A 15,991-nucleotide genomic window follows, 5' to 3' on the forward strand; every position below is an offset into this window, starting at 1 on the left:
TCCCTAACTTCTGCTTAGCGCACCAAGCTGTCTTACAAAACGCTAGAGTATCCACAACAAGACCGTATCTTAGTTTTGTATTATTAACCCCTAGGCTCGCTCTATTGAAAAACTCTGCACTTCACTTATTTCTTGGATATCAAGCGCCAACATCACTAAACGGTCGATGCCTAAAGCGACACCAGAACATTGTGGTAGACCATGTTTTAATGCGGCGATAAAGTTTTTATCTATCGGTCTGCTACTCAAGCCTTGCGCGGCTCTTTTAGCATTATCTTGTTCAAATCTTATTTGTTGCTCATTAGCATCAGTTAGCTCATTAAAGCCATTTACCAACTCAATGCCTTTGAAGTAACATTCAAATCGTTGTGCTACCCGTGAATCCTCTGATGAGACCCTTGCCAGTGATGCCTGAGCAATTGGAAAGTCGTAGATAAATTGTGGTTGGTTGATACCAATTGTTGGCTCGATAATTTCGGTGAAAATAAATTGCAGCAGTAAGTCTGCGTCTTGCATTTCAATTAGCCAGTCGGCACTTTTATCATATTTGTTTAATACCTCAACCAGCTCAGCAAAACTGGCGGTTAAGGGATCAACGGCGACTGTTTGCATAAATATATCTTGGTAGCTAGAAAATAGTACCTTATTACCGCCTAAAACGACTTGTAATAGCTCTGCCACCTCATGCATCAAATCAAACTGATCAAAGCCAATACGGTACCATTCAAGCATCGTAAACTCAGGGTTATGGTTGCGGCCTGACTCTTCATGGCGAAATGATTTTGCAATTTGGAAAATACAGCCATATCCGCAAGCAAGTAGACGCTTCATGTGAAACTCTGGCGATGTTTGTAAATATAAGCTAGTTGAATGACCAGCAGCACTGTCTGCTAAAAAGTTATATTTACAGGTGAAAGCATCCAAATATACATCGGTGACTGTGCCCTGAGATAGCGCTGGTGTTTCCACCTCGACCACTTGGCGTTCAGCAAAAAACTGTCTTATTTGTTGGAGTATCTGCGCTCTTTTTTGCGCATTTTTCCAAGTAAGTGTTGCTTGCCAGTTCATTGTATTTCCTCGTTAATCTGCGCGAACAAGTTCCCGCCTACATAAATTCGATCACTGTAGGCTGGATTTCAATCCCGCCATTATTTAGCGCGAACAAGTTCCCGCCTACACGGGTTAAATTGCAGTATAACAAGATCAAAAAAGGCCGCGTTAGCGACCTTTTTTTAATAATACTGTTTCTTATAATATTGATAGATTAATTTGCTGCTAGATGCAGTGTTAGCAAAGTAGAAGTACGCAGTTGACGTGAGTCAATGAGTACTGTCAATGCCGCTAACACCAACTCTAGCGCAAATTAATTATCAATTAAGATATAATTTTAGAAACAACACCAGCACCAACAGTACGACCACCTTCACGGATAGCGAAGCGTAAACCTTCATCCATCGCTACTGGGTTGATTAGCTCAACAACAAACTTCAAGTTGTCACCAGGCATTACCATTTCAACACCTTCAGGAAGCTCTACAGCACCAGTGATATCCGTTGTACGGAAGTAAAACTGTGGACGGTAGCCTTTGAAGAATGGAGTATGACGGCCACCTTCATCTTTGCTTAAGATGTAAACTTCTGATTCGAATTTAGTATGAGGTAAGATTGAACCTGGAGCACAAAGTACTTGGCCACGTTCAACATCTTCACGCTTAAGACCACGAAGAAGAATACCACAGTTCTCGCCAGCACGACCTTCGTCAAGAAGCTTACGGAACATTTCAACACCAGTACAAGTAGATTTTTGTGTATCACGGATACCAACAACTTCTACTTCGTCACCAACTTTAACGATACCACACTCAACACGACCCGTTACTACAGTACCACGGCCTGAGATTGAGAAAACGTCTTCAATTGGCATAATGAATGCCGCATCAATTGCACGTTCTGGCTCTGGAATGTAAGTATCTAAGTGATGAGCTAGCTCAAGTACTTTCTCTACCCATTTTTCTTCGCCGTTCAATGCACCTAAGGCTGAACCTTGAATTACTGGTAAATCATCACCTGGGAAGTCATATTCGCTAAGAAGTTCACGAACTTCCATTTCTACTAGCTCTAATAACTCTTCGTCATCAACCATGTCACATTTGTTCATGAATACGATGATGTAAGGAACACCAACTTGACGAGATAATAAGATGTGCTCACGTGTTTGTGGCATAGGACCATCAGTAGCCGCAACTACTAAGATAGCGCCATCCATTTGTGCAGCACCGGTGATCATGTTTTTGATGTAATCAGCATGGCCTGGACAATCTACGTGGGCATAGTGACGAACTTCTGTATCATATTCGATGTGAGAAGTATTAATAGTAATACCACGTTCACGCTCTTCAGGAGCATTATCGATTTGAGCAAAATCTTTGACATCGCCGCCATATTTTTCCGCTAACACTTTAGAAATTGCCGCTGTTAATGTTGTTTTACCGTGATCTACGTGACCGATAGTACCAACGTTAACGTGCAGTTTGGTACGTTCAAATTTTTCTTTAGCCATTTTTCAATTACCTTAAAGTTTAGTAAACTATATAAATTAAAAGGCGCAGTCAAAATGACCTTGCCAGATGTAAATATCTAATATTCTAGTAATGGATGCCCTAATGAGTATCCATAATTTTTTGTGCTACCATTTTCGGCGCTTCATTATACTGCTGAAACTCCATAGAGTAAGATGCACGGCCTTGAGTAGCACTACGCAAGTCGGTAGCATAGCCAAACATTTCAGCTAAGGGTACCAATGCATTTACAATTTTCAAACCGGCAGAACCTTCGTCCATACCTTCTATCAAACCGCGACGACGATTTAAGTCACCAACAACATCACCCATATTGACTTCAGGTGTAGTCACTTCAACCTTCATCATTGGCTCTAGAATAACAGGGTTTGCTGCCAATGCGCCTTTTCTAAAGCCCATAGAGGCAGCAACTTTAAACGCTATCTCGTTAGAGTCAACGTCATGAAAAGAACCATCAACGAGCGTGACTTTAATGTCTAATAATGGAAAGCCAGCTAAAACGCCGCTGTCCATTTGCTCTCTACAGCCCTTTTCTATTGCAGGAATATATTCTTTTGGTACTGAGCCGCCAACGATTTCGTTAACAAACTCAAAACCACCACCTTCTTCTAAAGGCTCCATCTTCAGCACGACATGACCGTATTGACCTTTACCACCTGATTGACGAATAAATTTACCTTCAACCTCTACGCTACTGCGGATAGTTTCGCGATAAGATACTTGTGGATTACCGACATTACACTCTACGCCAAATTCACGTTTCATGCGTTCAACTAAAATCTCTAAGTGTAGTTCACCCATACCAGAAATGATGGTTTGACCGGTCTCATCATCAGTATGTACCCTAAATGATGGATCTTCGGCGGCTAATTTCCCTAAGGCTATAGCCATTTTATCTTGCGCGGCCAATGTTCTTGGCTCTACTGCAACTGAAATTACCGGCTCGGGAAACTCCATGCGCTCTAAGGTAATGACATGGTTGATATCACATAAAGTATCACCCGTGGTGACATCTTTCAAACCAATTGCCGCAGCAATATCACCAGCGCGAACTTCTTTAATTTCTTTTCTATCATTAGCATGCATTTGTACGATACGGCCAAAACGCTCTTTCTTACCCTTTACTGGGTTATAGACACTATCCCCGGTTTGTACAACGCCTGAATAAACTCGGAAAAATGTTAAAGTACCAACAAAGGGGTCTGTTGCTATTTTAAAGGCTAAGGCAGAAAAAGGTGCATCATCACTTGCTTCACGAAAACCTTGGCTTTCTTCTTTATCATCATTAATACCGGTAATCGCCGCAACTTCTGTCGGTGAGGGTAAATAATCGACCACAGCATCAAGTACCGCTTGTACACCTTTGTTTTTAAAGGCCGAGCCACAACTACATAAAATAATGTCATTAGCTAAGGTACGCGCACGTAAACCCGCTTTAATTTCGTCTTCCGTTAATACACCATCATCAAGGTACTTATCCATCAACTCTTCATTGGCTTCAGCAGCTTCAGCAACTAAGTTCTCACGCCATTCTTCAGCCAATTCAAGCATATCAGCAGGAATTTCTTCGTAAGTAAAAGTCATACCATGATCTTCTTCAGACCAGTTAATCGCTTTCATTTTAACTAAATCAATAACGCCAGAAAAATCGTCTTCAGCGCCAATCGGTAGGTGGATAGGGACAGCATTTGCACCTAAACGATCTTTTAATTGTTCAACAACGGCTAAAAAATCTGCACCTGTTCTATCCATTTTGTTAACGAATACTATGCGTGGTACCGCATATTTTTCCATTTGACGCCAAACTGTTTCGGTTTGCGGTTGCACGCCAGAAGAGCCACATAACACTAATACCGCACCATCAAGTACCCGTAACGAGCGCTCTACTTCAATGGTAAAGTCGACGTGACCTGGGGTGTCGATAATATTAATACGGTGGCTTTCAAATTGACCTTCCATACCTTTCCAGAAGCAGGTTGTTGCTGCAGACGTGATAGTTATACCACGCTCTTGCTCTTGCTCCATCCAGTCCATAGTGGCCGCGCCGTCGTGCACTTCACCAATTTTATGAGAAAGACCGGTATAAAATAATATGCGCTCTGTGGTGGTCGTTTTACCTGCATCTACATGGGCACAAATACCAATATTTCGGTAGCGCTCTATTGGGGTGATACGGGCCAAAATGAAATCCTCTTACCATTACAGGTCAATTTATTAAGGTAAATGAGCCAGTAATTTATGTTTAGTGTTATTAACTAAATATTCGTTAGCGAGCCAAGCTCAAAGTGCAAATATTTAGTTAATAAAACTCTGTTTTTATTTTTCGAATTATCGCGAAAAGCGCTAGCCGGTAAAATGAGTATGGCTAGCAAGAATACTCTTACTAGCCATGTACCTGCCTTTTAGCAAAAGCCAAAGACAGGTAATACAATCAGTCAATACTGCTAGCTTACCAGCGGTAGTGAGCGAATGCTTTGTTAGCGTCAGCCATACGGTGAACGTCTTCACGTTTCTTAACCGCTGAACCTTTGCTGTCAGACGCATCTAACATTTCGTTAGCTAGGCGCTGAGCCATTGATTTTTCACCACGTTTACGAGCTGCTTCAACTAACCAACGCATGGCTAGCGCATTACGACGCACTGGACGTACTTCAACTGGTACCTGATAAGTAGAACCACCAACACGACGAGATTTAACTTCGACAGATGGACGGATGTTCTCAAGAGCTGTTTCGAACAACTCAATTTGGCTTTTTTCAGATTCTTTAGTTGATAAAATGTCTAATGCACCGTATACAATTTTTTCGGCAGTAGATTTCTTACCATCAACCATAAGGATGTTGATGAATTTTGCTAAAAGTTCGTTATGGAACTTAGGATCTGGCAATATTTTTCGTTGCCCTACGACGCGTCTTCTTGGCATCTCAATTCTCCGTGTTATTCAGGTTTAACCCAAAATACATAAATTTAAAATTTTTAATTTGGCCTTACTTAACGTTTTTTATCTCTTACCTATTAACTAGGACAAGAAAGGAAAACTTAAGATTTAGGTCGTTTAGCACCGTACTTAGAACGGCCTTGTCTTCTGTCGCTTACACCAGAACAATCTAGTGCGCCACGAACGGTGTGATAACGCACACCAGGTAAATCTTTAACACGACCACCACGGATTAAAATCACGCTATGCTCTTGTAAGTTATGCCCTTCACCACCGATGTATGAGGTAACTTCGAAGCCGTTAGTTAAACGAACACGAGCTACTTTACGTAGTGCAGAGTTAGGTTTTTTAGGTGTAACAGTATACACACGAGTACAAACGCCGCGACGTTGTGGACAAGCTTGTAACGCTGGAACGTTACTTTTAGTGACTTGTCTAACACGTGGTTTACGTACTAGTTGGTTAATAGTTGCCATTATAGCTCCTGATTAGTTGTTACTAAGGAAAGTAGCCTTAGTAAATTATTGCGCGAACCTTAAAATCAATGGAAAAGATTCACACGCTCGTAATTTATTTTAACCTTATCAAAGTATAAAATTACCATACTTTTTACATTAAGCACACGAGGTACAGAATATAAGGTCGCGGAATTCTATAGGTCAATGATTGAGCTGTCAAGGTTTAACTGCCCTTGGCTGAATTATGTCTCACTTAAAACAAAAAACCGCACCTTAACTGATAAAAGCCAAGGTACGGTTTTTTAAATAACGCTTTTTAGGGAAGCCCCTGATAAAAGGTTATTTATTATCGCCTGATAGTAAATCCGCATTCAAAGCATCGGTTAATGCTTTTTCTGCATCATCTGCTGAAACTTTTGTGTCAGCAACAGGGTTTAATGCTGCAGCTTTACGTCGAGCACGTTCCTGATGGTACGAATAACCTGTACCTGCTGGGATAAGTCGACCAACGATAACATTCTCTTTCAAGCCACGTAGACCATCTTTCTTACCTGCAACAGCAGCTTCAGTAAGTACACGTGTTGTTTCTTGGAAAGAGGCCGCTGAAATGAACGACTCAGTTGCCAGTGATGCTTTAGTGATACCCATCATCTGAATTTCGTATTCAGCTGGTTGCTTACCGGCAAGTTCAAGTTCACGGTTTGAGATATTGACTCGCGCCACTTCAACTTGTTCACCTTTAAGGAACCTAGAATCACCAGATTCAGTAATTTCACACTTACGGATCATCTGACGGACGATAACTTCAATATGTTTATCGTTAATCTTAACACCCTGCAAACGGTAAACTTCTTGTACTTCGTTAACAATGTAGTTAGCAACCGCTGGAACACCACGTAAACGTAAAATATCATGTGGCGATTCAGGACCATCGGCGATTAATTCACCTTTAATCACTGGCTCACCTTCATAGATATTTAATTGACGTGTTTTAGGGATCATCTCTTCGTAAACGTCACCGTTAGGCTGAGTAATCAATAAACGTACTTTGCCCTTAGTTTCTTTACCGAAAGCAACCACACCAGTCTTCTCGGCCAGAATGGCGGGAAGTTTAGGTTTACGCGCTTCAAATAAATCAGCAACACGTGGTAGACCACCGGTAATATCACGAGTTTTTGAACTTGCTTGTGGTATACGAGCTAGTGCATCACCAACTCCTACTTCCACACCATCTTCTAGGTTAACGATTGCATTACCTGGCAAGTAGTAAAGTGCTGGAATTTCAGTACCAGCGATCATTACATCATTACCTTTACCATCAACAAGTTTCAGTGCCGGACGCATTTCTTTGCCGGTAACATTACGTTGTGCTGCATCGGTAATAACAATGCTGGATAAACCCGTTAACTCATCAGTTTGACGAACCATGGTTACGCCATCAACTAAGTCAACAAATTGCACCTTACCTTTTACTTCCGTGATAATAGGGTGAGTATGTGGGTCCCAGGTAGCGACTATATCGCCAATGGTAACTGATTGACCATCATTTTTAGTCAGCACAGAGCCATAAGGCACTTTATAACGTTCTTTCTCACGACCCATTTCATCAATAATGGTTAATTCTGATGAACGCGAGGTTATAACCAGATTTTTATCTGAATTGATTACAAACTTAGCATTTTGTAATTTCAAATGACCAGTATTTTTAACTTGTACGTTGGTATCTGCAGTAGCACGTGATGCCGCACCACCGATATGGAAGGTACGCATGGTAAGCTGTGTACCTGGTTCACCAATTGATTGCGCCGCAACAACACCAATAGCTTCACCTTGGTTGATCATATGACCACGGGCCAAATCACGACCATAACAGAAGGCACAAATACCAAAGTCAGTTTTACAAGTAATGATTGAACGTACTTTGATTTGATCAACTGAATTGGCTTCAATAAGATCACAAAGTGTTTCATCAATTAAGGTATTACGAGGAAGTAATACTTCTGTCGTACCTGGAATTAATACGTCATCACAAACCACACGACCTAGCACACGTTCTCTAAGCGGCTCAACAACATCACCACCTTCGATTAATGGTGTCATTAATAAACCATCTGTGGTGCCACAGTCATGATTAGTAACCACTAAATCTTGGGCAACATCCACTAGACGACGAGTTAAGTAACCCGAGTTAGCTGTTTTAAGTGCAGTATCGGCAAGACCTTTACGCGCACCATGAGTCGAGATGAAGTATTGTAATACGCTAAGACCTTCACGGAAGTTAGCCGTGATTGGTGTTTCGATGATTGAACCATCCGGTTTAGCCATCAAGCCACGCATACCTGCCAGCTGACGAATCTGTGCGGCACTACCACGAGCACCCGAGTCAGCCATCATAAAGATAGAGTTGAAAGAATCTTGCTCTTCCATTTCACCATCTTTGTTCATAACCATTTCTTTCGATAAGTTATCCATCATCGCTTTCGACACTTTTTCGTTCGCAGACGACCAGATATCGATTACTTTGTTGTACTTCTCACCTTCAGTGACTAGACCTTGCTCAAACTGTGCTTGAATTTCAGCAACTTCAGCTTCTGAATCTTCAATGATGGTGTACTTGGCAGCTGGAATAACCATATCTTCGATACCAACCGAGGCACCCGCTATCATTGCATAATGAAAACCGGTATACATGATTTGGTCAGCGAAAATTACGGTCTCTTTTAAACCGAGGTTACGATAAGCATGATTGATTAATTTCGAAATTGGTTTTTTACCCAATGGTAAATCAATTAAATCAAACGGTAGTCCTTTTGGACATATCTGCCACATAATGGCACGACCGACAGTCGTGTTACGTAAAGTTGTTGTCGGTACGGTAAACTTACCTTCCGCATCTTTAGAGTACTCAGTGATACGAACTTTGACACGAGCATGTAATTCAGCTACTTCAGTACGGTATGCTTTTTCAGCTTCTTTAACGTCGGCAAAGATCATGCCTTCACCTTTACCATTAACACGGTCACGTGTTAGGTAATAAAGACCTAAAACAACATCTTGTGATGGTACTATGATTGGCTCACCGTTAGCGGGTGCTAATACGTTGTTGGTTGACATCATCAACGTACGTGCTTCCATTTGTGCTTCGATAGTAAGAGGTACATGTACCGCCATTTGGTCACCATCGAAATCGGCATTGTATGCCGCACAAACTAGTGGATGAAGATGAATTGCTTTACCTTCAATCAGCACTGGCTCAAATGCTTGGATACCTAATCTATGTAGTGTTGGTGCCCGGTTAAGCATTACTGGATGTTCGCGGATGACTTCATCAAGTACATCCCAAACTTCAGCGCCTTCACGCTCAACTAATTTCTTAGCTGCTTTGATTGTCGTTGCTAAGCCACGACGCTCTAATAGACCGTAGATAAATGGTTTGAATAATTCCAAGGCCATTTTCTTCGGTAAACCACATTGATGTAGTTTAAGTGTTGGACCAACGGTAATGACCGAACGACCTGAGTAATCTACACGTTTACCCAATAAATTCTGACGGAAACGACCTTGCTTACCTTTGATCATATCGGCAAGAGATTTAAGAGGGCGTTTGTTAGAACCGGTAATAGCACGACCACGACGACCGTTATCTAATAATGCATCAACAGATTCTTGTAACATACGTTTTTCGTTACGGACAATAATATCTGGTGCAACTAGGTCGAGCAGACGTTTTAAACGGTTGTTACGGTTAATAACACGACGGTATAAATCGTTTAAATCAGAGGTAGCAAAACGGCCGCCATCCAATGGTACTAGCGGACGTAGATCCGGTGGTAAGATGGGTAAAACATTCATAATCATCCACTCAGGCTTGTTACCTGAAGCAGCGAATGCTTCCATTAATTTTAAACGTTTAGTGATTTTTTTACGTTTAGTTTCACTACCGATCTCAGGAAGCTCTTCACGCATTTGCGCTACTTCAGCTTCTAAATCAATTTGTTGTAGTAAAGCTAAGATAGCTTCTGCGCCCATTAAGGCATCAAATTCATCACCATGCTCTTCTAACGCATCAAGATACTCTTCTTCCGTTAGAATTTGGCTTTTTTCTAATGTTGTCATACCTGGCTCGGTCACAACATAGGATTCAAAATAAAGCACACGTTCTATATCACGCAAGGTCATATCAAGTAATAAACCAATACGTGATGGTAATGATTTTAAGAACCAGATATGGGCAACTGGACTGGCTAATTCGATATGACCCATACGGTCACGACGAACTTTAGTCAAGGTAACTTCAACACCACATTTTTCACAGATTACGCCGCGATGCTTTAAACGTTTATATTTGCCACAAAGACATTCGTAGTCTTTTACTGGGCCAAAAATACGTGCACAGAATAAACCATCACGCTCTGGTTTAAAGGTACGGTAGTTAATGGTTTCTGGCTTTTTAACTTCACCAAAAGACCATGAACGCATCAAATCAGGTGATGCTAAGCCGATGCGAATACCATCGAAATCTTCGGTTTGATTCTGTTGCTTAAGAAACTTAAGTAAATCTTTCACACTCTTCTCCTGTCGGAGTTAAATCTTAGAAGAAGGCAAAAATTTGCCTTCTTCCCTTACTGACTTTTCATTTAAGAAAAATTCAGCCACTTTTTGCTTAGAAACTAATCTTTGTCTAATTCGATGTTGATACCTAAAGAACGAATTTCTTTAAGTAATACATTGAACGACTCAGGAATACCTGGGTCCATACTGTGATCACCGTCTACTAAGCTCTTATACATCTTAGTACGACCAGCAACATCATCAGATTTCACCGTAAGCATTTCTTGCAAGGTATAAGCAGCGCCATAAGCTTCTAAGGCCCACACTTCCATCTCACCAAAACGCTGACCACCGAATTGCGCTTTACCGCCAAGTGGTTGCTGAGTAACTAAGCTGTATGAGCCAGTAGAACGAGTATGCATTTTGTCGTCAACTAAATGGTTTAGTTTTAACATATACATGTAACCTACGGTTACTTGACGCTCAAACCTACGACCTGTACGACCATCCGTTAACCAGAACTGACCGCTTTCAGGCATATCCGCAAGTTTGAATAGCTCTTTGATGTCTTTTTCAGCAGCGCCATCAAATGCAGGCGTAGCTATGGTTAGCCCAGCGCGCATATTATCAGCTAAACGCATGACTTCATCATCAGAGAAAGTTGCAAGATCAACGGTTTGGCGAGACTCACCCACATCGTAAACTTCTTGAATGAAGTTACGTAGTTTATGAATTTCTTGCTGTGCTTCTAACATACGGTTGACCTTTTCACCGATGCCGCGACACGCCATACCTAAGTGAGTTTCTAAGATCTGACCAATGTTCATCCGTGATGGAACACCTAACGGGTTCAACACGATATCAACAGGTACACCAAATTCATCATATGGCATATCTTCAACGGGTACGACTCTTGAAATAACACCCTTGTTACCGTGACGACCCGCCATTTTATCACCTGGCTGAATGTAACGTTTAACGGCTAGGTAAACCTTAACTATTTTTAACACGCCTGGTTGCAAGTCATCACCTTGAGTGATTTTGCGACGTTTCACTTCAAACTTCTTATCGAAGTCTTCTTTGATGTTGCCCCATTGCTCAGCGATTTGCTCTAATTCGCCTTGCTGACCTTCATCAGCTAAGTTTTGCGTTAACCAATTGTCACGAGACATAGACGTTAAGTCAGACTCATTTAAACCGGCTGATAACAATAACTTTTTAGTACGTGCAAAAATACCATCTTCAAAGATGCTTAATTCATCGCCAAGATCTTTCTTAACTTCTTTAAGTTGCATTTGTTCAATTTCAACCGCACGAGCATCTTTTTCTACGCCGTCACGAGTGAATATTTGCACATCGATGATGGTACCTTTCACTGAATTAGGTACACGTAAAGAACTGTCTTTAACGTCGGCAGCTTTCTCGCCGAAAATAGCACGTAACAGTTTTTCTTCTGGGGTAAGTTGTGTTTCACCTTTAGGGGTTACTTTACCCACCAGGATGTCACCACCATTTACCTCAGCGCCAATGTAAACCACACCCGCTTCATCTAATTTAGATAATGCTGATTCACCTACGTTGGGAATATCTGCGGTAATTTCTTCACTACCAAGTTTAGTATCACGAGCGATACAGGTTAGTTCTTGAATGTGAATAGTAGTAAATCTGTCTTCAATAGCAACACGCTCAGATAACAACATTGAATCTTCAAAGTTGTAACCATTCCAAGGCATGAAGGCGATACGCATGTTTTGGCCTAGTGCCAATTCACCCATATCTGTTGACGGACCATCGGCTAAGACATCACCACGTACTACTGGCTCACCCATACGACACACTGGACGTTGGTTGATACAGGTATTTTGGTTAGAACGGGTGTATTTGGTTAAGTTATAAATATCAATACCCGCTTCACCAGCAAGCATTTCATCTTCATTAACTTTAACTACGATACGTGAAGCATCAACATAGCTCACCACACCGCCACGTTTGGCAACGGCAGTAACACCAGAATCAACTGCAACAACTTTTTCCATACCCGTACCGACAAGAGGTTTATCCACTTTTAGGGTAGGTACCGCTTGACGTTGCATGTTTGAGCCCATCAAGGCTCTGTTAGCATCATCATGTTCAAGGAAAGGAATAAGTGACGCCGCAACAGAAATAATTTGTTGTGGAGAAACATCCATATATTGAACGTCAGCAGAAGGTTTTAAGGTAAATTCGTTTTTATGACGACAGTTCACTAACTCTTCCGTTAACATTTTTTTATCATCAAATTTAGCATTTGCTTGAGCGATAACAAAATTACCCTCTTCAATTGCTGATAAATAATCAATGTCATCAGTCACTAAACCGTCAATTACTTTACGGTAGGGTGTTTCTAAGAAACCGTAATCATTAGTACGTGCATAACACGACAGCGAGTTGATCAAACCAATGTTTGGACCCTCTGGCGTTTCGATTGGACAAACACGACCATAATGCGTTGGATGGACATCACGTACTTCAAAACCAGCACGTTCACGGGTTAGACCACCCGGCCCTAAGGCAGAAATACGACGCTTATGCGTTACTTCTGATAACGGGTTGTTCTGATCCATAAACTGTGACAATTGTGATGAGCCAAAGAACTCTTTCACTGCCGCAGAAATTGGCTTAGCATTGATTAAATCTTGTGGCATGATTGCATCTAGATCACCAAGACTCAAACGCTCACGTACGGCACGTTCAACACGAACAAGACCAACACGGAATTGGTTTTCTGCCATTTCACCAACGCTGCGGATACGACGGTTACCTAAGTGATCGATATCATCAACTTCGCCTTTACCGTCACGAATGTTGATCAAGGTTCTCATGACCGAGATAATATCGTCTTTTGATAAAATACCTGAACCCACATCATCGGCATTGCCAACACGACGGTTGAACTTCATACGACCTACTTTTGATAAGTCATAACGTTCCGATGAGAAGAACAAGTTAGTAAACAAACCTTCAGCTGCATCTTTTGTAGGCGGCTCGCCTGGACGCATCATACGGTATATTTCAACTAAAGCTTCTAGCTTGTTAGTTGTACCATCGACACGAAGGGTATTAGACATGTATGAACCAACATCGAATTCGTTCATATATAAAGTAGAAAGTACTTTATGGCCCGCTTGGCTAAGCTCGGCTAATAATTCTAAGGTAATTTCAGCATTTGCTTCAGCAATCACTTCACCCGTAGATTTGTCGATGTAAGCTTTTGATAAAACACGACCAACAATATATTCCGCAGGTACTTCTAGTTTCTCAATTTTAGCTTTTGATAAAGCGCGAATATGGCGGGCAGTAATACGACGGCCAGACTCAACTAATACTTCACCTTTCTTGATACAAATATCAAAAATTGCTGTTTCACCACGAAGACGTTCAGGGATAAGATCCATGATCAACTTATCACCTTTAATGGTGTAATTAGTTGTGTCATAGAACATCGCTAGAATTTCTTCAGTGGAAAATTCTAATGCTCGTAAGATGATTGACGCAGGTAATTTACGACGTCTATCGATACGGACAAATAAGTTATCTTTTGGATCGAATTCAAAATCTAACCATGAACCGCGGTAAGGAATAACGCGTGCGTTATATAATACTTTACCCGATGAATGCGTTTTACCTTTATCGTGATCAAAGAATACACCAGGAGAACGATGTAATTGTGAAACGATAACACGCTCAGTACCATTAATTACGAAGGTACCGTTATCTGTCATCAACGGGATTTCGCCCATGTACACTTCTTGTTCTTTGATATCTTTAACAGTACCTGGTGCTGCTTCTTTATCATATACCACTAAGCGTAATTTCACGCGTAATGGTGCAGAATAAGTTACACCACGTATTTGACATTCTTTAACGTCAAATAATGGTTCACCTAAATGATAGCTTACATATTGTAATTCTGAGCTACCTGAATAAGCTTTAATTGGAAAAATAGAGTGGAAAGCAGCCTGAAGACCGGTTTCACCTGTTGTATCAAGATCAATAAACTTGCGGAAAGAATCGAGTTGAATGGACAATAAAAATGGATATTCCATTACTTGTACACTTTTACCAAAGTCCTTTCTAATTCGCTTTTTCTCAAAGTATGAGTAAGCCATGGGGTTCCTCAGCTTGCGGGTTATGGCCAAATCTGCCTACTGAGCAAAGCTCAGTTAGACAGGTTATGCTGTAACATTTACGTCTAAACATTACTAGATAATTCTCTAATAATAAGAAAATCACCTACACGCTAAATAATGCACTGTTTTAGTTTAAAAAAGCATCATTTTTTTTAGCGCAAAAAGGCCGGTGACGTTTAAATCACCAGCCATGCCTTTTCAGGCAAATAATCTGTTTAAAAACAGATTATTTGATCTCAACAGAAGCACCAGCTTCTTCAAGAAGTTTAAGAAGCGTTTCTGCTTCAGCTTTATCTACGCCTTCTTTAACAACGCCAAGCGCTTCAACTAAAGTTTTAGCTTCTTTAAGGCCTAGACCTGTAGCGCTACGAACTGCTTTGATTACTGCAACTTTCTTCTCACCGAAGCTAGACATTACCACGTCAAATTCAGTTTGTTCTGCAGTATCAGCACCAGCATCACCGCCAGCAACAACAGTAGCAGCAGCAGCAGATACGCCAAACTTCTCTTCCATTGCTTCGATTAGTGCAACTACGTCCATTACTGACATGTCAGCAACTGCGTTTAAGATATCGTCTTTAGAAATAGACATTTTAAATTTCCTGTTTTTTAATAAACAGCTTTATATAATAATATAATGTGCTGTTTTGAATAACTATAAATACAAAAAGTGCTTTTATTTTGTTTACCTCAGTAAACAAAATAAATTATGCAGCTTCTTGTTCTTTCTGATCGCGAAGTGCAGCAATCGTGCGGACTAACTTGCCTGCAGATGCTTCTTTCATAACGCTCATTAATTGTGCAATTGCTTCGTCGTAAGTTGGTAGCTTAGCTAACATGTTTACGTCTACAGTGTTGCCTTCAAATGCAGCTGCTTTTAATTCAAATTTTTCGTTAGTTTTAGCGAAATCTGTGAATAAACGTGCAGCAGCACCTGGGTGCTCACTAGAGAAAGCGATTAATGAAGGACCTTTGAATACGTCTTTAACACATTCAAATTCAGTACCTTCTACTGCACGACGTGCTAATGTGTTACGGACAACTTTCATCCATACACCATTCTCACGTGCTTGCTTGCGCAATACAGTAATTGCTTCAACAGGCACACCACGGGCATCCGCGATTACAACTGATTGAGCGCCATTAGCAGCTTCTTGAACTTCAGCAACAATTGCTTTTTTATCATCAAGATTGATAGCCATGGGCTTTAACTCCTGGTTCACCGGGCATATATAATATATAGGCACCGATATTTACAATCCCTAGAACGCTAATTGCATTCTAGGCCATTACGGCG

General features: G+C 41.1%; 9 protein-coding genes. All 9 read right to left on the reverse strand.

From position 1 onward, the window contains the following. Positions 1-90: 90 nt before the first annotated feature. Positions 91-1,068 carry an elongation factor P--(R)-beta-lysine ligase gene (epmA, locus tag ASU03_RS16675; RefSeq protein WP_057832888.1) on the reverse strand — a complete coding sequence of 326 codons (978 nt, stop codon included), beginning with the start codon at positions 1,066-1,068 and terminating at the stop codon, positions 91-93. A 306-nt stretch (positions 1,069-1,374) separates the two neighbouring features. Continuing rightward, on the reverse strand, positions 1,375-2,559 hold the full coding sequence (gene tuf, locus ASU03_RS16680; RefSeq protein WP_057832889.1) for an elongation factor Tu: 1,185 nt from the start codon (positions 2,557-2,559) through the stop codon (positions 1,375-1,377). A gap of 100 nt (positions 2,560-2,659) precedes the next feature. Continuing rightward, positions 2,660-4,759, reverse strand: a complete 2,100-nt coding sequence (fusA, locus tag ASU03_RS16685; RefSeq protein ID WP_057832890.1) for an elongation factor G — start codon at positions 4,757-4,759, stop codon at positions 2,660-2,662. A gap of 268 nt (positions 4,760-5,027) precedes the next feature. Further along, positions 5,028-5,501 (reverse strand): 30S ribosomal protein S7, encoded by a 474-nt coding sequence (rpsG, locus tag ASU03_RS16690; protein ID WP_019030130.1) that lies wholly within the window; start codon positions 5,499-5,501, stop codon positions 5,028-5,030. Positions 5,502-5,617: 116 nt separating this feature from the next. Beyond that, positions 5,618-5,992 (reverse strand): 30S ribosomal protein S12, encoded by a 375-nt coding sequence (gene rpsL / locus ASU03_RS16695; RefSeq protein ID WP_057182976.1) that lies wholly within the window; start codon positions 5,990-5,992, stop codon positions 5,618-5,620. A 321-nt stretch (positions 5,993-6,313) separates the two neighbouring features. After that, the gene (gene rpoC / locus ASU03_RS16700) at positions 6,314-10,540 is read right to left on the reverse strand and encodes a DNA-directed RNA polymerase subunit beta' (RefSeq protein WP_057832891.1); all 4,227 of its coding nucleotides are present in this window, start codon (positions 10,538-10,540) and stop codon (positions 6,314-6,316) included. A 104-nt stretch (positions 10,541-10,644) separates the two neighbouring features. Continuing rightward, positions 10,645-14,673: a DNA-directed RNA polymerase subunit beta gene (rpoB, locus tag ASU03_RS16705; RefSeq protein ID WP_057832892.1), complete on the reverse strand. Its 4,029-nt coding sequence runs from the start codon at positions 14,671-14,673 to the stop codon at positions 10,645-10,647. A 247-nt stretch (positions 14,674-14,920) separates the two neighbouring features. Further along, on the reverse strand, positions 14,921-15,286 hold the full coding sequence (gene rplL, locus ASU03_RS16710) for a 50S ribosomal protein L7/L12 (RefSeq protein WP_057832893.1): 366 nt from the start codon (positions 15,284-15,286) through the stop codon (positions 14,921-14,923). A gap of 115 nt (positions 15,287-15,401) precedes the next feature. Beyond that, the gene (gene rplJ, locus ASU03_RS16715; RefSeq protein WP_057832894.1) at positions 15,402-15,896 is read right to left on the reverse strand and encodes a 50S ribosomal protein L10; all 495 of its coding nucleotides are present in this window, start codon (positions 15,894-15,896) and stop codon (positions 15,402-15,404) included. Positions 15,897-15,991: the final 95 nt, after the last annotated feature.

This window comes from Colwellia sp. TT2012 (assembly GCF_001440345.1).
Lineage (GTDB): Bacteria > Pseudomonadota > Gammaproteobacteria > Enterobacterales > Alteromonadaceae > Colwellia.